Source organism: Brevundimonas sp. ALps5 (assembly GCF_058681645.1).
In genome coordinates, this window is sequence record NZ_CM178744.1 from 1,995,244 (window position 1) to 2,015,373 (window position 20,130).

Below are 20,130 nucleotides of genomic sequence, written 5' to 3' on the forward strand. Positions count from 1 at the left end.
CGCTGACCCTATTTGGCCGGCGCCGCCATGGGGGTCAGATTGGCGGCGATCGCGCGCTGGGCCTGAAGCTGGTCTTCGGGCAGGGGCACCAGGCCCCGGTCCTGCAGATAGCCGCCCTTGCCGGTCGCGGAATCCGACATGAACTCGGAGATGAACTGCTGCAGCCCGGGGGTGACCCCGATGTGCGCCTTCTTGACGTAGATGTAGAGGCTGCGGGCCAGCGGATAGGAGCCGTCGGCGATGGTCTCGGCGGTCGGGGCGACGCCGTCGATGGTCTCGGCCTTCACCGTGTCGAGGTTCTGCTCCAGGAAAGAGAAGCCGAAGACGCCCAGCGAGCCGGGCGTGCGGGTCAGGGTCTGGACGATGGCGTTGTCGTTCTCGCCGGCGTCGATCCAGGCGCCATCCTCGCGCAGGGTGTGGGTGAGGGTCTCGAACCTGGTCTTGTCGTCCTTGAAGGCGGCGACGGCGGGGACCAGCATCCCGCCGGGGGCCATGCCGAGCTCGAGGAAGGCGTCGCGGGTGCCCGAGGTCGGCGGCGGGCCATAGACCTGGATGCGCTGGTTGGGCAGGCCCGGGTTGACCTGGTTCCATGTTGTCGCCGGATTGTCGACGAGAGCCCCTCCGGCGCCGGGTACAGTCTTGGCCAGACCCTCATAAAGGTCGTTGAGCTCGAAGTTGAAGCCGTTGCCGTTGCGCGCCGTGGCGATGACGATACCGTCGAAGCCGATCTTGATCTCGACGATCTCGGTGACGCCGTTCTTGCGGCACAGTTCGTACTCCGACTTCTTCAGCGGGCGCGAGGCGTTGGCGATGTCCGGGGTCGAGGGGCCGACGCCCTGGCAGAAGGCCTGGATGCCGCCGCCGGTGCCCAGGGATTCGACGCGGGGCGCGGCGACGCCGGGATTGTTGCGGCCGAAATTCTCGGCGACGCGGGTGGCGAAGGGGAAGACCGTCGAGGACCCGGCGGCCCAGATGCCCGAACGCTGGGCCTGGGGGCCGCCGGCACCCTGACCGCAGGCGGCGACGGCGACCATGGTCACCGCCATCAGGGCGGCCGATGCGGCGAGTTGCTTGCGGGTCATCGGACCTTCTCCGGGCGGCGTTTCCGCCGCGCTTAGAGCAGGCTTTTGTGACGATTGGACAACCGTTTTCGCGAGCGGCCTTCGCCCGTCAGAGCAGGCGCTTGCGCATGGTCTGGGACAGCATGTCGATCAGGGTGACCGCCACGATGATGATCAGCACCACCGCCGACACCGAGCGGAAGTCGAAGGCGTTCATACGGTCGAACAGGACCTGGCCGATGCCGCCCGCGCCGATCAGGCCGAGCACCGTAGCCGAACGGCTGTTGGACTCGAAGCGATAGAGGGCGAAGGAGGTCCACAGGGGCGCGACCTGGGGAATGACGCCCCAGAAAATCTCGTGCAGGGGCGAGGCGCCGGTGGCGCGCACGCCCTCGACCGGACCCTTGTCGATCGACTCGACCGCCTCGGAAAACAGCTTGGCCAGGACGCCGGCGGTGTTCAGGGCGATGGCCAGGACGCCGGGCAGGGGCCCCAGACCCACGGCGACGACGAACAGCAGGCCGATGACCAGGTCGGGGATCGAGCGCAGCAGGTTCATCACCCAGCGCACAGGCGTCACCACCCAGATCGGGGCGATGTTGCGCGCGGCGGCGAGGCCCAGCGGGATGGCCGCGAAGATCGCCAGGAAGGTGCCCCAGAGGGCGATCTGGACGGTTTCCCACATCTTGGCGACATAGATCTTCCAGTCGGCGAAGTCGGGCCGGAGCAGTTCGGCGATGAAGTCCTGGGTGTGTTCGTTGCGCTCGAACAGCTTGGTGATGTCGCCCAGATTGACGGCCTTGATGCTGTAGACCAGCACCACGGCGACGCCGCCCCAGATCAGCAGGTCCAGCAGGATGGCCCCCAGGGGCTTGGACGGCGCCTTGGGGATGACGTTCAGGTCGAGGGGAGCGGTGGTCAAGGCTGGACCTCGGCGCGGGCGCGAAGACGTTGCAGCTCGGCCTCGGCGGCGGTGACGCCCGCGGCGTCGCCCTTGGCCTTCGCCTCCGTCAGCTTCTGGTCGGCGACCATGACGCGGATGGGATCCAGATAGCCGTCGTCGGCGGCGCGGAATTCGGAATACTCAAGCGCGGCCAGGACCTGACGCTGACGGTCGGCGTCGGGACCCGTGCCCTTGCCGTAGGACAGGAAGAAGGAGCGGATCTTCTCCTTCAGGGCCGGCGGCAGGGTTTCAGCGACGACGATGCCCGATTCCGGGATCGGCGGGGATTGCCAGATGTCGTGGATCTGGGCGGCCATGACCGGGTTTTCGCGGTTCATGAAGACGGTGTTGACGCTGTTCGAGGTCGCTACGTCCAGCACGCCCGAGGCGACGCCGAGCGCGTTCGACTGGTGGTTGGCCGAGCGCACGGTCTTGAAGCAGGACGCGGGAACGATCCCGCGCGGATTGAACAGGAAGGACATGGGGGCGAGGGTGCCCGAGGTCGACTGGGCGTCGCCGATGCCGAAATTGTACTTCTTGCCGCAGGCCAGGACCATGTCGAGCGTGATGCCCGAATCCTTGCGGGCGATCAGTGTGGCCTGGTAGCTGTCCAGCCCTTCCTTGTTGACGGTGCGGGCGATGACCTCGGCATTGGCGCGGTCGACGGCTTCCAGCGCCGGCTTGGCCGAGAACCAGCCGACCTGGGTCTGTTCGCCGCGCATGGCCTCGACCAGGACGGTGTAGTTGGAGCCGAAGAAGGGCTTGATCTTCACGCCCGTGGCCTTGGCCATGTCGTCGAGCAGCGGCTGCCACAGCGGACCGGCCGAGGCCTGGCCTTCGGCGGACAGGATGGAGAAGGTGATCTCGGTCGGCATGGCGCCCGAGGCCTTCTTCTCGCCGCCGCCGCAGGAGGCGACGCCGAGCGCGATGGCGGCGACCGCCGCGAGGCCGAGCAGGCGGCGGGACAGAAGGGTGCGGGTCATGCCTTGGCTTCCCAGAACGCGTCCTCGAACTCGGGACCGTAGATGTCGATGAGGGTCTTGGTGTCCAGGCCCGTCGAGGGACCGTCGTAGACGATCTTGCCGGACTTCAGCGCGATGACGCGCTCGCAATAGCGGATGGCGTAGTCGACCTGGTGCAGGGTGACGATGACGCCGAGGCCGTCGCGCTGGTTCAGCTCGACCAGCAGCTCCATGACCTTTCGGGCCGAGACGGGGTCGAGGGAGGCGACGGGCTCGTCGGCGAGGACGGCCTGGGCGCCCTGGACGATGGCGCGGGCGATGGCGCCGCGCTGCTGCTGACCGCCCGAAAGGGTGTTGGCGCGCTGGGCGGCGTAGTCGGCGACGCCGACGCGGTGCAGGGCCGCCATGGCCTTGTCCTTGTCCGCCTTCGGCCACGCGCCGAGGATGCCGCGCCAGCCGGGCAGGCGACCGAGCGCGCCCAGCATGACGTTGGAAAACAGCGACAGACGACCGACCAGGTTGAACTGCTGGAAGATCATGCCGAGCTTGGCGCGGGCGGCGCGCGTCTGGCCGGTCAGGCGGCCGTCCTTCTGCACCGTCTGGCCGAAGACCTGGATGACGCCCGGACCGCGGTCGATGGTGTGCATGCCGGTGATGGAGCGCAGCAGGGTCGACTTGCCCGATCCGGACGGACCGATCAGGGCGACCATTTCTCCGGCGGCGACCTCCACCGATACGCCGTCCAGCGCCTTGCGGGCGCCGTAGGTCTTCGACACACCGCGAACGGATGCGACGGCTGGGGCGGTGGAACTCATCGGGCTCGCTGACGGCGGCTGAAACGGGGGCGCCGAATGACGCGAGAGAGGCGTTCCGGCAAGTCTTAATGCCACGCGGCCCGATAGGGCGTCCAGTGCTGTGGACAAAGGGCGACACCCTGGAGGGGCTTTGGGGGCTTCCCGTTGAAAACCCTGAATCTTCCGCAGGCGGACCAAAGCGGCCTTCCGCCAGGCCACGCCTTGAAAAAACCTCTTTACATGACAGTCCCGTGACCCTACATCGCCCTCTCCGGCGGACCCCGTAGGTCTAACGTTGCGCTGCTAACGCCGGTCTGGGTTTAACAATTACAGGGGTTTACGTGAATTGCGCACGTATCATTTCCCCCTGGACCTGGTCCGCGAGCGGTCCCCCGAACGTCCTGTCGCACTCGTGCGGCCGGCGACGGTTTCCGTAGCGGCGCGCTGGTTCCAGGACAATCTGAAAGCCGACGTCTTCTATGCAGTGAAGGCGAACCCTTCGCGCTGGGTCATTGAGGCCCTGAAGGACGCCGGCGTTAAAGGCTACGATGCGGCTTCGATCGCCGAGATCGAACTCGTGCGCTCCGTCGATCCCGACGCGCGCATCGCCTTCATGCACCCGGTCAAGAGCCGGACGGCGATCACCAAGGCCTATTTCGATCACGGCGTTCGCACCTTCTCGCTCGACTGCGAGGAGGAGCTGCAGAAGATCCTCGACTGCACCGGCGGCGCTGACGATCTGAACCTGATCGTGCGCATGGCCGTCTCGGCCGAGGGCGCGGCCTATACGCTGTCGGGCAAGTTCGGCGTCTCGCCGGATCAGGCCCCGGCCCTGCTGCTGTCGGTGCGCCGTGCGGTCAAGGACGGCCTGATGGGCGTCTCCTTCCACGTCGGTTCGCAATGCATGCGCCCGACCGCCTTCCAGGCCGCCATGGCCCAGGTCGGCCGGTCGATCAGCCGTGCGGGCGTCATCGTGGACATCGTCGACGTCGGCGGCGGCTTCCCCTCGGTCTATCCGGGCATGGTTCCGCCTGACATGAGCGAATACGCCGACGCCATCCATCGCGGCTTCAACGAGATGCCGGTGTCGGAAACGACCGAGCTGTGGTGCGAGCCCGGCCGGGCGCTGGTCGCCGAGTCCTCGTCGGTGCTGTGCCGCGTGGACCTGCGCAAGGGCGACGCCCTGTATCTGAACGACGGCTCCTACGGCGCCCTGTTCGACGCGACCCACTCGCGCTGGCCCTTCCCGACCAAGCTGGTCCGCGACGGCGCGTCCTCGGACGAGCTGAAGCCGTTCCAGTTCTACGGCCCGACCTGCGACTCGATCGACCACATGCCGGGTCCGTTCTGGCTGCCGGCCGACATCCGTGAAGGCGACTTCATCGAGATCGGCATGCTGGGCGCTTACGGCGTAGCCATGTCGACGGGCTTCAACGGCTATGGAGATCACGAGATCGCCGCGGTCGAGGATGCCCCGATGGCCTCGCTCTACGGCCTGGCGCCGCGCTCCATCCCGACCGTGCGCACCACGGCCGAGGAAAACGCCCGCAAGGTCGTTCGCCTGTCGCGGCCCAAGGGCAAGGCCGGCCAACGCAAGAAGGCCCGCCGCTGAGGCGAGGCTGATCTCTGGATACGGAAAGGGGCCGCGAGCGATCGCGGCCCCTTCTTTTTTCCTCACCATCGCGATGGTGAGATGGCTCGCAGCGAAGCGGAGAGACGGAGGGGTTTCCTATTCCCCACTGACTTCGCGCACGGCTTTCATCAGGGCCTCGACGACCTTGGCGGTCTCCGTTTCGGACCAGCCGCCCGACTTCATCGTCACGGCCTGGCGCAGGGTGTGGAAGGCCTCGCGCACCACTTCGGGGGTTTGCTCGCCGGCGACGAATTTCGCCGCCAGGGCCATGCGCTGCATGACGCCGTCGACCGCCGCGCGGTTCTCGTCCAGCCAGGTCTTGCCGGCGTCGGTCAGGGAGAAGACCCGCTTGCCGCTGGCGTCTTCGACCCCCGCGATCAGGCCTTCGTCGGCCAGCAGCGACAGGGTCGGATAGACCACGCCGGGCGAGGGGGCGTAGCCGCCGCCGAAGGCCGTCTCGATGGCCTTGATCAGGTCATAGCCGTGGCGCGGCTCCTGTTCGATCAGGGCCAGAAGCACCAGCCTCAGATCGCCGGGGCCGAACATGCGGCGCCCGCGTCCCGGGCCGCGGCCTTCACCGCGCTCTCCCATTCCGCGGCCTTCGCCGCGACCCATGCGGCCGAACGGGCCAGCATGGCGGCCGCCGAACGGGCCGGCGTGATGACCGCCGAAGCGGCCCCCGCCGTGGCGCATGCCTTCGCCGCAGGAGTGGCGGCCCCCTCGACCTTCATGACGGCCGCCGCGTTCGTTCTCACCGCGTCCTTCGCGGTCCTCGTAAAATCCAAACATCGTGTGTTCCTTCGTTTTCATGTCGCCATGATATATCTTTAAGAGCGTTACGCAAGGGTCTTGAGATATATCTTTTGCAAGATCGGAACCGGGGCCTCGCTCGTGGGCTTTTGTCTCGAGAAGGAGCCCGCCATGTCAGACCCCCATGTCACCGAGGACGCCCGCGAAGCCGACGACATCGGCGAGAAGCCCGATCTGGGCCGGACCGCCGACACCCTGATCGACGTCCTGAACGGCACCGATTCCGGCTCCGACACCCGGGCGGGCTCACTACGGGGCGGCTCGGCCTCGGGTTCGGACGACGATCCGGATCAGGAGCTGATCAATGAAACCCTCGCCAGCGAGGGCATGGTCGACAAGACCGAAGCCTCCGAAGACTGACCCTCGCGTCATCATCGGTCGTCCGAGCGGCGCCGTAGCGCCTTGCCGCCGCCGCAACGATGGGCCACGGTGGCGTCAGTAGAGAAACGTGCCCAGGGACGAGACCGGAATGAAGCGCAGTCTGGCGGCGGTGGTCGCCCTTCTGACGGTGGCGCCCCTGTTGGCGGTGAGCCTCTCGGGCTGTGATCCGAAGGGCAATGAACACAAGTCCTCCGGCAGCCCCTCCGACCCTGCGGCCAAGGCCGGCGCTGAATCGTCCACTGCTGACGCCGGTGTCTCCGTGGACCTTATCCCGCCGCCCGCCGGAACGACGGCCCCTGCCGAGGGCGCCGTCCGTGTCGCCAATGCCCCCGATTTCGCCGCCGTCTATCCGGGCGGAGTGGTCGAGACCCCGCCGACCGTCGCGGGCGGCCCTGCCGGTCCTGGCGGGCTGGTCACCTTCACGACGGATGCCAAGCCCGAGGCGGTGATCGGCTTCTACAAGCAACGCGCCGAGGCCGCGGGCCTGGCGCCGGTCATGTCGCTGAATCGCGGCGACACGGTCGCCTATGGCGCGGCCGAGCCCGCCAACGGCGCCATGGTCCAGGTCGTGGCCACCGCCGTGGAGAAGGCGCCGACTTCCGTCCAGCTGACCTGGAGCGCGGGTCAGTGAGGGGGGCGGTCCTGACGTCGGTCCTGACCGCCGTCCTTCTGGCCGCTCCGCTCGTCGCCGCCTGTGCGGTCACCCCCTATGGCGAACCCGTCGGCGCCCCGACGACGGCGGCGCCGATTTCCGAGCCCGTCCTCGCCGGCTATCTGACCGACGCTCAAATCAAGGGTCTGGCCGATGGCGTGCCCGCCCCCTCCGCCGACGGCTCGGCGGACCAGATCGCCGATCGCGCCCTGTCGGACCGCTATCGTCCGCTGGAAGGATCGGACCGCTGGCTGCTGGCCACCGCCCACGCCGAGCTCAGCCCCGAGCTGGCGCGCCAGCATTTCGACTGCGCTCTGGGTGTCCGCTTCACCAGCGTGGAGACGCCGCGCCTGAATGCGGTCCTCGCGAAGATCTTGCACGACGCCAATGAGGCGGCGGAAGGCGCCAAGGCCCGCCAGTTCCGTCCTCGCCCTGTCGGAGTCGACATGACCCGCCCGGCCTGCACGCGGATCAGCGAGGCCGGCCGCCGCAGTCCGTCCTATCCGTCCGGAAGCGCCTCGGTCGGGGCCGCCTATGGCGAGCTCATGGCCAATGTCGACCCGGCTCATGCCGCCGCCGCGCGCGAGATCGGCCATCAGATCGGCGTCAGCCGCACCGTCTGCGCCATGCACTATCCCGCCGACGTCGCCGCAGGCGAGGCGCTCGGCAAGGCCGTCTTCGCCGAGGCCGCCGCCACACCGGCCTTCCAGGCCGAGCTGGACGCGCTGCGCGCCGAACTGGCCGAGGTTCGTCGCACGGGCCTGACCAATCCCGGCTGCGTCGCCGAACGCGCCGCCCTGGCCATGCCTCTGCCGCAGGAATGATCGGGGCGTTCGCGGCCCTGCTGCTGCAGTCGGCCCCCTCTCTCCCGGGAAGCTGGGACCTCCCCGCCACCCGCGCCTGTTCGGCCGACGAGGTCCGCGAACTGACCGCCGCGCCCGACGCCGCCGACACGCCCTTTCGCCTGACTTGCCGCGCCACGCTGAACGGCCGCCCCATCCTGCGCCGCGTCCTGATCGAGGGCGCGGAGGCCTCAGGCGCGGGGGTCGACTGCGGCGGCGGCGGGATCGGCCGACCGGGCGCGCGCACCACGACCCGGACGCCCACGGTCGCCGTCTGGTCGCGCCGCCTCGACGGCGCCGAGCCCCGCTGGAGCCGCCCGACCGACGTCTTCATCCGCAACTGCACCGTCCACGGCGCCATCCGCATCTGGGGCATGGGCGCCGGCGGCCGCATCGACGACCTGAGAACCTCCTCGCGTACCCCCGGCCATACGGCGGCGGCGCAGGGGGCGGCGCCGTCGCACATCGCCCTGACCAACCTGACCTTCGCCGCGACGGGGTCCATCCCCCTCTACGTCGGGCCGGGGGTGACCGCGGTGACGGTCGAGGGCGGACGCTTCAGCGGGCGTTCGGACTCCACTGCCGTCTATCTGGACGCCGAGAGCGCGGACAACAGCCTGCGCAATCTCACCTTCGCCATCCGCACCCCGCGCGAGATCATCGCCGTGGACGGCTCGGCCCGGAACACGATCACGGGCAACCGCTTCGCTCTCGGTGGGCAGGGCGGGATCTTCCTCTATCGCAACTGCGGCGAGGACGGGGTGATCCGGCACCAGACGCCGTCGGACAACATCATCACCGACAATGTCTTCAGCGGCGCCTCCGCCTTCAGGCCCCGCACGGTGGTGGTCGGGGCGCGCGAGGGCGGGCGGCGCTACTGCGCGGACGACCGGGGCTGGCCGTTCGGCTCCAGCCTCGACGACGGCGACCATGCGACCGGCAATATGGTGGCGCGCAACCGCACCCAACGGTGATCCGGGCGCCGATCTAGCAGTTGGGGCAGTCCGGCAGGACGCCGCTCTCGAGCTGCAGCGTCGTATGGCCGATGGCGAAGCGGCTGCGGGCCAGGGTCTGGGCCTCGGCCAGCAGCGCCGCGCCGTCCTCCCGGTCGTGAACCAGATGGGCGGTCAGGGCCGTCTCGGTCGTCGACAGGCCCCAGACATGCAGGTCGTGCACCGCCGAGACCCCGGGCAGGGCCAGGAAGGCCGTTTTCACGGCCGCCACATCGACCGACGGCGGGGCGGCGTCCAGCGCCAGATTGACCGAGTCCTTCAACAGGCCCCAGGTTCCGATCAGGATCACCGCCACGATGGCGATCGACACCAGCGGATCGAGGATCGACCAGCCCGTCACCATGATGATCCCGCCCGACAGCACGACCCCGACGGAGACGGCGGCGTCGGACATCATGTGCAGATAGGCGCCCTTGGCGTTCAGGTCCGAATGCTGGTCGCGCATGAACAGCAGGGCGGTGCCGAGATTGATGACGAAGCCGATGCCGGCGACGATCATGATCATCACCGACTGGACCGGCGCCGGATCGGTCAGCCGCTGCACCGCCTCGAAGGCGATGGCCCCGCAGGCGAAGATCAGCAGAAGCGCATTGGCCAGGGCCGCCAGCACCGTCGCCTTGCCGAAGCCGTAGGTCAGCTGCTTGCCCGCCGCGCGCCGGGCCAGCACCGCCGCGCCCCCGGCCATGGCCAGACCGAGCACGTCGGACAGGTTGTGGCCCGCGTCGGCCATCAGGGCGGTCGAACCGCTGACGATCCCGGCCCCGAACTCGCATGCCACGAAGGCCAGGTTGACGATCAGCCCGACGCCGTAGCGCCAGTCGCCGGTGTCTACGGGGCCGTGGTGGTGGCCGGCATGGCCGTGAGAATGCCCATGGGAATGGGCGTGGTGCGCATGCCCGTGGTCATGACCGGCGTGGTCATGCGCATGGTCGTGGTCGTCATGGGCGTGGTCATGGTGGGAGGCCATGACCCGTCTTAGTGCTGATGCAGCAGGACGAGAAGTCCCAGCCCCAGAAGGGCGACCCCGAGCACGGCGCCTTCATAGCGGGCCCATCGTTCGAGCTTGAGCACCGAGGCGCCCATGCGGGCGAGGGCCGTGAAGACCCCCATGCCCAACACCGTCCCGACCGCGAAGGCCGCGGTCAGCAGGCCGAGCGCCGCCAGACCCTCTTGCGCCGAGGACATATAGATGGGCAGCAGCACCTCGCCGGGCGAGACGGCCAGCATGGCGACCAGACCCCAGAAGGCCGCGCCGTGGCTCACGGTCGGCTCGGCCAGCTCCAGGGTCGCGCCGTTGGCGGTGACCGGGGCCGGACGGCGGATGATGGCCTTGAGCAGATAAAAGCCGCCGAAGGCGAACAGCAGGATAGCCGACAGATGGGGCAACAGGCCCGTGACCCACTGCTCCAGCGCCACGCCGGCCGCGACGATCAGCCCGCCGACCACCGCCGTGGTCACGATATGGGCCAGACCCGCCGTGGTCACCGCCGCCAGCACCCGGGGCAGGCTCCACTTCTGCGCCCGTCCGACGAGGACGAACGGCAGCCAGTGGGTCGGCAGGGCCGCATGCAGGAACGCCGCCGCGAAGCCGCCGCCGATCAGCGACAGCAGCACATCGTGTTCGAGCGGGGAGGGCGGCGTCATTGATCGCCCTGTAGCGTGTTATCTTATAACAGTCGAGCGGTTTTATTCGGTGAAGACCAGCGGCGTGCCCGCCGCCGGCAGGCAGCTCTGATCCACCGGCCTGGTCGGGTCCCTCAGGAAGTCGCGGGCTGCGCGGGCGGCGCAGGGGCTGCCGCCGGTCACGCCGTGGGTGGCGTTGGTGACGATCATCACCTGACTGTCCTTGTAGCCCTCGGCCGCCTTGCGGGTCAGGGGCGGGGGACAGCCGGGGTCGATCTCGGCCGCGATGAACAGGGTCGGGATGGTGGTGTGGACGGGGGCGTTCTCGACCGGATCGGCAGGGCCGACATCGACGGTGGCGCAGACGTCGAACAGGCGCGACAGGCTGGGGACCGAGACCTCGGCGACCGGATCGCCCGCGGCGCCGGCGGCCAGCCGTTCCTTCGATTCGAACGGCAGCTCCTCCTTGCACAGATGAGCCATGTGCTGACCCTCCGTATAGTAGGTGCGGCTCTCGGCGGCCCCGGCGACGGGCGACAGGTCGCCCGCGATGATCTTCTCCAGATCGGACGGCAGGCTGCGCACGCCCGAGCCGGAATAGGTGGTGTCCATCAGGAAGGAGGCCAGGTCCTCGACGGTGTAGCTCTTGCCGTCCTTGCCGGGCCCATTGGTCCAGGTTTGGGGACCGGCCAGCCAAAGGCGGGCGTTGGCTTCGAACCGGGTCTGGAGGTCGGGGTGGCGGGCGTTGCAGTCGGTCTGGGCCGCGCATTTGGCGAGGATGATCTTCACGGCGGTCGAGACCTGCTCCGGCGTGTGAACGGCCCAATTGCCCTCGGGCGGCCAGGGGCTGTCCATGACCACGGCGCGCACGCCTTGCGGCGCATGGGTGATGACGGCGGCCTCGATGCGCGGGCCGTAGGAGCCGCCGAACAGGTCGATCCGGTCCAGCTTCATCGCCGTCTTCAGGTCGGCGACGTCGGCGGCGATGACGGCGGCGTTGTACTGCGACAGGTTCACGCCCGCATCGGCCCAGCCCTTCATACAGGCGATCAGCTTGTCGGCGTCTTCCTTCGACGGCGGGCCTGCGTCGGTCAGCTGGGCGCCCGGGCAGTCCATGGAGGGATTGTCCAGTCCGCCGCCGCGCTGGTCGAAATAGATCCAGTCCTGATCGACGGCGGCCAGAGGTCCGGCCCGGTCCGGATTGGCGGCGTAAAAGGCCAGACGTCGGCCCACCCCCTGCACCAGGGCCCCGCCCGGTCCGCCGTGGAAGACCACGACCGGCGGCAAGGTCCGGCCTGAGGCGTCGTGCCAGGGATCGCTCGCCTTCACCGTCGCCACGGCGATGTCGATGCGGCGCGTGTTCGGATCGCCGCGCGTCTCATCGACCGTCAGGGTCCCGCACTCGACCACACGCGCCGTCTGCGCCGGCCAGTTCGCGGGGCAGGCTTTTACCGTATAGACGGGCGCGCTCGCGTGGGCGGCAGGCGCGCCGAGCGCCAGCCCGAAAGCAGCCGCGGCCAGGGCGACGAACAGTCTGATCATGGTGAAGTCCTCCGCCCTCACCAGACACCGGGAGGCGGGGCGCTGCAAGCGCGACCGGCGCCCCTCTTGCGATCAGCCCTTTTTCGGGGCCGCCTTCTTCGCGCCGGTGACCTTGGCGATGGCCTTGGAGACCGCCGCCTTCACGCCGCGCGCGGGCTTGGCTGCGGCCTTGACCACGGCCGGAACGCCGGGCTTGCGCTCCGCATAGAGCGACTTGCGGTCCAGCGGCAGGCCGCTCGGTCCCGGACGGCGCTTCTGGGCCACGGTCTGATAGACCAGCACCGAACCGCGCTCGAAGCTCTTCTTGAACAGGGCAAAATAGATCAGCCACAGCCGCGTGCGGGCCTCGCCGACCATGGCGTAGGCGTCTTCGCGCTTCGCATACAGTCGGTCTTCCCAGTGCTTGAGGGTCAACTCGAAATGCTCGCGCATATCCTCGACATCGAGGGTCTCGAAGCCGAGGCGGCCGAGGTTGGTCACCGTCATGCCGATGGTGTCCAGCTCCCCGCCCGGGAAGATGAAGCGGGTGATGACCTTGGTGGTGGCGGTCGGCTTGATCGGGTCGCGTCCGCCGCGCCGCACCGAGGCCTGGTGGAAATAGAGGCCGCCGGGCTTCAGCAGCCGCTTCATCTCCAGGAAGTGGCGCTCGTGGTTGGCGAAGCCGACGTGCTCGAACATCTCGACCTGTGAGATGGCGTCGAAGGCGCCGTTCTCGGTGATGTGGCGATAGTCCTTGAGCTCGAGGGTGATCTTGTCCTCGAGGCCCATGGCCTTGACCTTGGCCCGGCCGAAGTCGAGCTGGGCCTGCGACAGGGTCACGCCGTGCACGGTGACGCCGTAGTTCTTCGCCGCCCAGCAGGACAGGCCGGCCCAGCCGCAGCCGACGTCCAGCAGCTTCTGCCCGGGCTGAAGGCGCAGCTTGCGGCAGATCCGGTCCAGCTTCTCTTCCTGGGCCGCCTCCAGCGTGGCGTCGTGATCGGTGAAATAGGCGCTGGAGTAGACCATCTCCGGATCGAGGAAGAGCCGGTAGAAGTCGTTGCCGACATCATAGTGGAACTGGATGAAGTCCTTGTCGCTGCGGCCGGCCTTGTCGGCGCCGATACCGTCATTGCCGGTCTTGTCCCATTCGGGCAGCTGGGTCGCGCCCGCGTCGGAGCCGCCCAGCAGGAAGGGGATGGCCGCCTTGGCGATCAGACCCTTGTCGGCGCGTTTCGCCAGGTGGACGGCGCGGCCGTGATCCCAGCGGTCGGCGGCCTCCAGCGGCGAGCCGCCCTCGATGCGAAGGTCGCCCGTGCCGAACAGTTCGAACAGGGTCATCAGGCCGGGCTTGAGCAGAACGCGGCGGATCGCCGACGGACGGGCGACGACGATCTGGATGTCGTCGCGGGCATTGGGGCCCAGGGGCAGGACCTCGCCGTTCCACAGGCGCAAGGACAGGTCGGCCTGAAGCAGTTCGGCGACATGGGCGGTGATGCGGCGCGCAGCGAGGATGCGGCTGTCGGCGTCGGTCGTCATATGGTGGTGAATCCTGTTCCCTTTCGCGTTCATTGCACGGTCGCGTCGCGTGGGGCTAGAGAGGGGAGGCGATTCGAAGCGTCGCTGATGCCCAGGCGCCGGAAACCGGCCATTTCGCGCGGTTTCGGGCCGGTTTGGCGTTGACTCCGAGGGGCCGGTCCGTATATGTCGCCGCTCTTCGCCCGCGGGGTCATCCGGCGGGCGCATCCTTTTTTGCGTTACGCTGAGGCTCCAACATGTACGCGGTGATCAAAACCGGCGGCAAGCAGTACCGGGTTCAACCGGGCGACACGATCGTGGTCGAGAAGCTGCTCGGCGACGCCGGCCAGGAACTGAAGTTCGACAGCGTCCTGATGCTGGGCGGCGACAAGGGCGTGACCCTGGGCGCTCCGCTGATCGACGGCGCCTTCGTCGGCGCGACCCTGATCGAAACCCGCAAGGGTGAGAAGGTGAAGGTCTTCAAGAAGACCCGCCGCCAGGGCTACCGTCGCACCAACGGCCACCGCCAGCTGGAAACCGTCCTGCGCATCACCGGCATCGAAGGCGCCGGCGAGACCGCCAAGTGGGACGGCAAGATCGATCTGACGACCCGCGCCGAGATCAACCTGCGCGCCCGCGGCCTGGCCAAGCGCGACGCGACGTCGGCCCTGGGTTCGACCGAGACGGTCGTCGCCTCGCATGACGGCGCCTCGGTTGACGCCGTGGTCGTCGAGAAGTCCGCACCCGCCAAGAAGGCCCCGGCGAAGAAGGCTGCCAAGCCCGCCGAGACCGACGAAGCCTAAAGAACAACCGCGCTACCCAGCGCGACCCAACGAGACGCGTTCGGTTCGGCTTCGTAGCCGGGGACGCAAAGGAAAGAGGAGCAACCCATGGCTCACAAGAAATCCGGTGGTTCGTCGCGTAACGGTCGCGACTCCCAGTCCAAGCGCCTCGGCGTCAAGAAGTACGGCAGCGAGCAAGTGCTGGCCGGCAACATCCTCGTGCGTCAGCGCGGCACCCAGTTCCACCCGGGCGCCAACGTCGGTCTCGGCCGCGACCACACCCTCTTCGCCCTTGAGCATGGCGCGGTGAAATTCACCACCAAAGCCAACGGCCGTTGTTACGTGTCGATTATTCCGGCCAACGACGACCAACAGGCGATGGCCGCCGAGTAACGCGAAGCCCGATTTCTCGGATCGCGTTGCTCTCAAAAGCAGCCGATCCGGACCAGGGAAAATATTCCGCGGGGAGTCTGGATCACCAGGCTCCCCGTTTGCGTTTCCCCGCCTCGAAGTCCGCCCGAGCCCTCCAAGGAGGCGGACCGATTTGAGGCCAAGACCATGTGCATCATCGAAACCTCCCCGGTCATCGAGACCCGGCGACTGGTCCTGCGCGCGCCCGCGCCCCAGGACGCGCCGCGCATCGCCGCCCTGGCCAATGACCGCGACATCGCGCGGATGACCTGCCGCATGCCGCACCCGTTCGGGACCGGCGACGCGGAGGACTTCGTCATCGCGGTGGCGGGTCAGGATCCGGCCAAGGCCAACACTTTCCTGATCGAGCATGAGGACCTGGGCCCCGTCGGGGTCATCGGCCTGTTCGAGGACGGGGATGTGGCGCCCGAGACGGGCTACTGGATCGGCCGTGACTTCTGGGGCCGGGGCTTCGCCACCGAGGCCCTGGAGGGGGCCATGGTCTGGGCCAGCCGCAAGTGGCGGCGCCGGGCCCTGGTCGCCGGCCACTTCGCCGACAACCCGGCCTCGGGCCGCGTGCTGGAGAAGGCGGGCTTCCTGTACACCGGCGAGACCCGCCGCCCGTACAGCCAGGCGCGTCAGGCCCCGGTCGACACCCGCCGGATGGTCTGGATCGCCTAGGCTCCGGCCAGGCTCGGTCCGAACACGGCGACGGCGCCGATCGCGCCGGCGAGAACCGCCATCCCCGCTCCGGCGAGGAAGGCGATGACCGTCCGGTTGCGGCGGCGGCGCATGCCGCCGGTGCGGACCTTGCGGATATAGACCTTGGGCGTGCGGTCGAAGGCTTCCGAACCGCTGATGTTGTGCTGGGACATGAACGCGCTCCCCCCGACTGACCGATACGCCCTTCGCGGGGCGCGCGGTCACTCAGGCCGTCGCGGTAGGGCCAAACAAAGGCGAACGCCGCTCACCCACCAATCCGTGATCGGACGACCGGCGGTTGCCGGATTCAACCGCAGAAGACGTTACCCGCAGAAGACTGGGCGGCCGCTGTAGGCGGTGTAATAGCCCGTCGACGGGTCGTAGGAGCGATACTCGGCGCAGCACCAGTTGATCCGCTGCGGATCCCGGCCGCCTGTGGCATAGGCGCTGTGGTCGTGGCCGTAGCGGTCGGCATAGGCCTGACCCGAGGCATAGCCGCCGTAGCCGCCGCCCGAATAGACGACGTCGGGGCGGCCGTATTCGCCGTAGTAGGCCTGGGACCCGCCGTAGCTGTAGCCGCCGCCATAGCTGTAGCCCGTGCTGCGCCGCCAGGGCGCGCGCTGGTCTCGCCAGCGGGCGTCGCAGTCGGTGCGGCCGCGATCCCAGTAGGCGTCGCAACGATAGTCACCAGGGACGTCCCGCTGGCCCTGATAGCTGTAGTCCCGAGAGCTGTAGCGCCGGTCGTGGCGGCGATCGCCGCAGCGGTCGCCGCAGACCGAGCCCTGCTGATAGCCGTAGAAGTCCTGCGGCCCGCCGGGTTGGTAGCCATACACCTGGGCCGAGGCGGGGGCGGCGGAGGCGACGATAGTCGCCGCCAGCGAAAGCGCTGCGAGGCGCGACGAAACGGAAAACATGGTTAACGCCTCCAGTCGGCCTCTACCCCCTCCAGGGCGACCCGCCGTGTTGATGGGGTACGCTTACAGGGTAACGGAGATCATTCGTCCGCCGCGCGTCTCGACGCGGCGCATGAGCACGATACGGTCGCCGCCGGCGCTGACCGGGGCGATGATGAACCAGCTGCCGTCCGGCAGGCCGGTGACGGTGAAGCGGTTGTTGGCGCAGGTCGAGGCCCGCACGAAGGAGCGATAGTCCGCGTTCGGATCGGCGACGGTGCGGGCGCGGACCACGGCTTCGGGGATCGCGGCCTGTTCGGTCGAGCCGTACAGGGTGTTGAACCGGGCGCGGGTATAGGGCGTGTCGGGCGTCAGGGCGATCGAGCCGGTGCAGGCATAGGCCGCGCCGTTACGGCTGTAGGCGATGCGACCCTCGATCGATCCCTGGCCCTGAAGCGCCGACCAGCCGAAGGCGTCGGCGTTGAAGGCGTTGGAGGGCGGCGGGGGCGGAATCATGCTGCCCATTGTCGGGGCGCAGGCGGCGACCGACATCAGGGAAAGGCCGGCCAGGGTCGCGAGCGCGGCCGGACGGATGCGTCCGATACGGATCTGATTCGACATGGGATAGCCTTTCCTGCGTGGTCCCGGCTCGCGGGACGCCCCTAACCATACGCCTAACGCCCGTCCTATGGTCAAGGTTGCGGGTGTCGATGACGTCAGTCACAACATCGCCGATGACCGTGACATTTTCCGACATCCAGGCCGCCAAAGACCGCATCGCGGGTCAGGTGGACCGGACCCCCGTGCGCCATTCCCGCCGCCTGTCCGAGCTGACCGGCGCCGAGGTCTGGGTCAAGTACGACAACCTGCATTTCACCGGCTCCTTCAAGGAGCGCGGGGCCCTGAACCGGTTGCTGCTGCTGACGCCGGACGAGCGGCGGCGCGGCGTGGTCGCGGCCTCGGCCGGCAATCATGCCCAGGCCCTGGCCTATCACGGCGGCCGGCTGGGCGTGCCGGTGACCATCGTGATGCCGGAGGGCACCCCCTTCGCCAAGATCAACGGCACCCGCAGCCACGGGGCGACCGTGGTCATCCACGGCCTGGACTTCACCGCCTCGACCGAGGAGGCGAAGCGGCTGGAGGTCGAGCACGGCTATGTCTTTGTCTCGGCCTTCGACGACGAGGGCATCGTGGCCGGTCAGGGCGTCTGCGCCATCGAGTTCCTGGAAGACGCGCCCGGGCTCGAGGCCCTGATCGTGCCGATCGGCGGCGGCGGCCTGATCGCCGGCTGCGCCATCGCCGCCAAGGCCATGAAGCCCGACATCAAGGTCTTCGGCGTGGAGGCGGCCCGCTACCCCTCCTTCACCGCCAAACGCGCGGGCCAGCCCCCCGTCTGCACCGGCCAGACCATCGCCGAGGGCATCGCCATCAAGGCCGTGGGGGACATCCCCTTCAACCTGGCCAATGACCTGATCGACGAGGTCTTCGTGGTCGACGAAGCCGACTTCGAGCGCGGCGTCTCCTTCATGGCCACGATGGAGAAGACGGTGTGCGAGGGCGCCGGCGCCGGCGGTCTGGCGGCGCTTCTGGCTTATCCGGAGCGCTTCAAGGGCATGAAGGTCGGGATCGAACTGACCGGCGGCAACATCGACGCCCGGATGCTGGCCGTGGTCCTGAACCGCGAGATGGTCCGCGAGCGCAGGCTGATCGTCTACCGCATCCTCGGCGACGACCGACCGGGCATGCTGTCGGCCATGGCGGCGGTGATCGGCGGTCTGGGCGGCAACATCATCGACGTCGTCCACAACCGTCTGGCCCTGGACGTCCCGGCCAAGGGCGCGGAGTTCGACATCATGGTCGAAACGCGCGATAGCGCCCACGCCGACGAGATCGGCGACGCTTTGAAGGACAAGGGTTATGCGCTTCGGATGGGCTAGGGCCGCGACGGTCACGAGTATCGCCGCCACGCTTCTGGTCGCCGCCTGCCATCGCGCCCCCGCGGTCACGCCCGAAGAGCTGGCGAAGAACGCCGCCGAGGCCGCCGCCTTCATGGAGAAGAACAAGTCCGCCGAAGGGGTTCAGACCCTGCCGTCGGGTCTGCAGTACAAGGTGCTGGTCTCGGGGCCGTCGGGCGCCGCCAGTCCCGACCGCAACGATCTGGTCCGGGTCGACTATGAGGGCGCCCTGACCGACGGCACGGTGTTCGACAGCTCGTTCGAGCGTGGCGTGCCCCTGGCCATCCACGTCGACGAGGTGGTGCCCGGCTGGACCGAGGCCCTGCAGCGGATGAAGGCCGGCGACGAGTGGATGCTCTACGTCCCACCCGAGCTGGGCTACAAGGACCAACGCGCCGGCGACATCCCGCCGAACTCGGTGCTGGTGTTCCGGGTCAAGCTCGAGGACGTCGCCCCGGTGCCGGGCGCCGGCCGCGCGATCGGCTCGGCGCAGGGTTAGACCCGGCTCCATTCTGATCTGACCGCTTCGTCCTCTTCGCCAGTCAGCCGGACTGCCTTCGCGCGTCCGAAGGCCTCGGCGTCCAGCCGTCCGAGCGCCCAGACCGCCGCGCCGCGCACCAGAGGCGACGCGTCGTCCAGCAGCCGCTCGGCCGTCGCGACCAGCGAGGCGTCCGCGCTGTTGCCGACGGCGTAGAGGACGTTCCTCAGGAACCGGTCGCGCCCGATCCGCTTGATCGGGCTCTTGGAGAACAGGGCGCGGAAGGCGGGGTCGTCGAGCGCGGCCAGTTCGGCCAGGGGCGGCTGTTCCAGCGCGCCCCGGGCCTGCAGCCGGGCCTCCTTCGAGGCGGCGGCGAACTTGTTCCAGGGACAGACCGCCAGACAGTCGTCGCAGCCGTAGATGCGCGAGCCCGTCGCCGTGCGGAACTCGACCGGCCATGGCCCCGGGAACTCGATGGTCAGGTAGGAGAGGCAGCGGCGGGCGTCGAGCTGGAACGGGGCGGGGAAGGCCCGGGTCGGGCAGGCGTCCAGACAGGCGGTGCAGGAGCCGCAGTGCTCGGTCTCGGCCGCGTCGGGCTCCAGCTCCGCCGCCGACAGGATGACGCCGAGGAACAGCCAGTTGCCGTGGTCGCGGCTGAGCAGATTGGTGTGCTTGCCCTGCCAGCCGAGCCCGGCGCGCTGGGCCAGCGGCTTCTCCATCAGGGGGGCGGTGTCGACGAAGACCTTGACGTCCTGACCCGTCTTCGCCGCTATCTGGCCCGCCAGGGTCTTCAGCCGGCCCTTGATGACCTCATGATAGTCGTCGCCCCGGGCGTAGACCGAGATGTAGCCCGCCGATCGGTCGGCCATCTCGGGCAGGGGATCGGTGCGGGGGCCGTAGTTCATGCCCAGGACCACGGCGGTCCGGGCGCCATCCCACATGGCGGTGGGGTGGGCGCGGCGCTCGAGCGTCGTCTCCATCCAGCCCATCTCGCCGTGGCGTCCGGCCTCGACGAAGTGGGCCAGCCGCTCGCCCGCGCTCCAGGGATCGCTGGCCGAGGCGAAGCGGCAGACGTCGAAGCCCAGGGCCAAGGCCTGGCTGCGGATGATGTCGCGGGGATCGGGCATCGCGGCCTGCTCTCTCACAGACCGGCCTGCGA

The 20,130-nt window shown here is 68.8% G+C and carries 24 protein-coding genes; 10 read left to right on the top strand and 14 right to left on the bottom strand.

Annotated features, from left to right (window positions below):
* Positions 1-8: 8 nt before the first annotated feature.
* The 4 genes from ACW172_RS09640 to phnC form a co-directional block, all read right to left on the bottom strand.
* On the bottom strand, positions 9-1,082 hold the full coding sequence (locus ACW172_RS09640; RefSeq protein ID WP_492034828.1) for a substrate-binding domain-containing protein: 1,074 nt from the start codon (positions 1,080-1,082) through the stop codon (positions 9-11).
* 88 nt (positions 1,083-1,170) lie between these two features.
* Entirely contained in the window at positions 1,171-1,983 is an 813-nt protein-coding gene (phnE, locus tag ACW172_RS09645; RefSeq protein WP_492034829.1) for a phosphonate ABC transporter, permease protein PhnE, read from the bottom strand.
* Positions 1,980-2,987 (bottom strand): phosphate/phosphite/phosphonate ABC transporter substrate-binding protein, encoded by a 1,008-nt coding sequence (phnD, locus tag ACW172_RS09650; RefSeq protein WP_492034830.1) that lies wholly within the window; start codon positions 2,985-2,987, stop codon positions 1,980-1,982. The genes phnE and phnD overlap by 4 nt, the downstream gene beginning before the upstream one ends.
* Entirely contained in the window at positions 2,984-3,781 is a 798-nt protein-coding gene (phnC, locus tag ACW172_RS09655; RefSeq protein WP_492034831.1) for a phosphonate ABC transporter ATP-binding protein, read from the bottom strand. Before phnC ends, phnD begins: the two co-directional genes overlap by 4 nt.
* A 325-nt stretch (positions 3,782-4,106) precedes the next feature.
* On the opposite strand from phnC, the gene ACW172_RS09660 reads away from it, so the two are divergent.
* Positions 4,107-5,372, top strand: a complete 1,266-nt coding sequence (locus ACW172_RS09660; RefSeq protein ID WP_492034832.1) for a type III PLP-dependent enzyme — start codon at positions 4,107-4,109, stop codon at positions 5,370-5,372.
* A 117-nt stretch (positions 5,373-5,489) separates the two neighbouring features.
* On the opposite strand, the gene ACW172_RS09665 is transcribed toward ACW172_RS09660, so the two are convergent.
* Together ACW172_RS09665 and ACW172_RS09670 are read right to left on the bottom strand one after the other, a co-directional pair.
* Positions 5,490-5,939, bottom strand: a complete 450-nt coding sequence (locus tag ACW172_RS09665; RefSeq protein ID WP_492034833.1) for a PadR family transcriptional regulator — start codon at positions 5,937-5,939, stop codon at positions 5,490-5,492.
* Positions 5,918-6,148: a hypothetical protein gene (locus ACW172_RS09670; protein ID WP_492034834.1), complete on the bottom strand. Its 231-nt coding sequence runs from the start codon at positions 6,146-6,148 to the stop codon at positions 5,918-5,920. The genes ACW172_RS09665 and ACW172_RS09670 overlap by 22 nt, the downstream gene beginning before the upstream one ends.
* 166 nt (positions 6,149-6,314) lie before the next feature.
* On the opposite strand from ACW172_RS09670, the gene ACW172_RS09675 reads away from it, so the two are divergent.
* From ACW172_RS09675 to ACW172_RS09690, 4 genes are all read left to right on the top strand, one after another.
* A complete protein-coding gene (locus ACW172_RS09675) occupies positions 6,315-6,563 on the top strand; it encodes a ribonuclease (protein WP_492034835.1) in 249 nt (82 codons plus the stop codon).
* Positions 6,564-6,672: 109 nt separating this feature from the next.
* Positions 6,673-7,215 (top strand): hypothetical protein, encoded by a 543-nt coding sequence (locus ACW172_RS09680; RefSeq protein WP_492034836.1) that lies wholly within the window; start codon positions 6,673-6,675, stop codon positions 7,213-7,215.
* Complete coding sequence (locus tag ACW172_RS09685) at positions 7,212-8,060, top strand: phosphatase PAP2 family protein (protein WP_492034837.1); 849 nt, start codon at positions 7,212-7,214, stop codon at positions 8,058-8,060. The genes ACW172_RS09680 and ACW172_RS09685 overlap by 4 nt, the downstream gene beginning before the upstream one ends.
* Complete coding sequence (locus ACW172_RS09690; RefSeq protein ID WP_492034838.1) at positions 8,057-9,052, top strand: right-handed parallel beta-helix repeat-containing protein; 996 nt, start codon at positions 8,057-8,059, stop codon at positions 9,050-9,052. Before ACW172_RS09685 ends, ACW172_RS09690 begins: the two co-directional genes overlap by 4 nt.
* Positions 9,053-9,065: 13 nt before the next feature.
* On the opposite strand, the gene ACW172_RS09695 is transcribed toward ACW172_RS09690, so the two are convergent.
* The 4 genes from ACW172_RS09695 to ACW172_RS09710 form a co-directional block, all read right to left on the bottom strand.
* Complete coding sequence (locus tag ACW172_RS09695; RefSeq protein ID WP_492034839.1) at positions 9,066-10,058, bottom strand: cation diffusion facilitator family transporter; 993 nt, start codon at positions 10,056-10,058, stop codon at positions 9,066-9,068.
* Between the two features lie 8 nt (positions 10,059-10,066).
* On the bottom strand, positions 10,067-10,735 hold the full coding sequence (locus tag ACW172_RS09700) for a hypothetical protein (RefSeq protein WP_492034840.1): 669 nt from the start codon (positions 10,733-10,735) through the stop codon (positions 10,067-10,069).
* A gap of 42 nt (positions 10,736-10,777) precedes the next feature.
* The gene (locus tag ACW172_RS09705; protein ID WP_492034841.1) at positions 10,778-12,256 is read right to left on the bottom strand and encodes an alpha/beta hydrolase; all 1,479 of its coding nucleotides are present in this window, start codon (positions 12,254-12,256) and stop codon (positions 10,778-10,780) included.
* 72 nt (positions 12,257-12,328) lie between these two features.
* On the bottom strand, positions 12,329-13,771 hold the full coding sequence (locus ACW172_RS09710) for a class I SAM-dependent methyltransferase (RefSeq protein WP_492034842.1): 1,443 nt from the start codon (positions 13,769-13,771) through the stop codon (positions 12,329-12,331).
* 236 nt (positions 13,772-14,007) lie between these two features.
* Between ACW172_RS09710 and rplU the strand changes: the two genes are divergently transcribed.
* The 3 genes from rplU to ACW172_RS09725 all read left to right on the top strand — a co-directional run bounded on the left by rplU (position 14,008) and on the right by ACW172_RS09725 (position 15,624).
* Entirely contained in the window at positions 14,008-14,553 is a 546-nt protein-coding gene (gene rplU / locus ACW172_RS09715) for a 50S ribosomal protein L21 (protein WP_492034843.1), read from the top strand.
* Positions 14,554-14,640: 87 nt separating this feature from the next.
* Positions 14,641-14,925 carry a 50S ribosomal protein L27 gene (gene rpmA, locus ACW172_RS09720; RefSeq protein ID WP_492034844.1) on the top strand — a complete coding sequence of 95 codons (285 nt, stop codon included), beginning with the start codon at positions 14,641-14,643 and terminating at the stop codon, positions 14,923-14,925.
* A gap of 165 nt (positions 14,926-15,090) precedes the next feature.
* Complete coding sequence (locus tag ACW172_RS09725; protein WP_492034845.1) at positions 15,091-15,624, top strand: GNAT family N-acetyltransferase; 534 nt, start codon at positions 15,091-15,093, stop codon at positions 15,622-15,624.
* Here the strand turns inward: ACW172_RS09725 and ACW172_RS09730 are convergent.
* From ACW172_RS09730 to ACW172_RS09740, 3 genes are all read right to left on the bottom strand, one after another.
* Positions 15,621-15,818, bottom strand: a complete 198-nt coding sequence (locus ACW172_RS09730; protein WP_492034846.1) for a hypothetical protein — start codon at positions 15,816-15,818, stop codon at positions 15,621-15,623. The genes ACW172_RS09725 and ACW172_RS09730 overlap by 4 nt on opposite strands.
* Positions 15,819-15,968: 150 nt before the next feature.
* Complete coding sequence (locus ACW172_RS09735) at positions 15,969-16,559, bottom strand: BA14K family protein (RefSeq protein WP_492034847.1); 591 nt, start codon at positions 16,557-16,559, stop codon at positions 15,969-15,971.
* Between the two features lie 63 nt (positions 16,560-16,622).
* Entirely contained in the window at positions 16,623-17,159 is a 537-nt protein-coding gene (locus ACW172_RS09740; RefSeq protein ID WP_492034848.1) for a hypothetical protein, read from the bottom strand.
* 113 nt (positions 17,160-17,272) lie between these two features.
* On the opposite strand from ACW172_RS09740, the gene ACW172_RS09745 reads away from it, so the two are divergent.
* The gene (locus ACW172_RS09745) at positions 17,273-18,475 is read left to right on the top strand and encodes a threonine ammonia-lyase (RefSeq protein ID WP_492034849.1); all 1,203 of its coding nucleotides are present in this window, start codon (positions 17,273-17,275) and stop codon (positions 18,473-18,475) included.
* The gene (gene bamJ, locus ACW172_RS09750) at positions 18,456-18,992 is read left to right on the top strand and encodes a BamJ family beta-barrel-assembly machinery protein (protein WP_492034850.1); all 537 of its coding nucleotides are present in this window, start codon (positions 18,456-18,458) and stop codon (positions 18,990-18,992) included. Before ACW172_RS09745 ends, bamJ begins: the two co-directional genes overlap by 20 nt.
* On the opposite strand, the gene queG is transcribed toward bamJ, so the two are convergent.
* Complete coding sequence (gene queG, locus ACW172_RS09755) at positions 18,989-20,098, bottom strand: tRNA epoxyqueuosine(34) reductase QueG (protein WP_492034851.1); 1,110 nt, start codon at positions 20,096-20,098, stop codon at positions 18,989-18,991. The genes bamJ and queG overlap by 4 nt on opposite strands.
* Positions 20,099-20,130 lie beyond the last annotated feature (32 nt).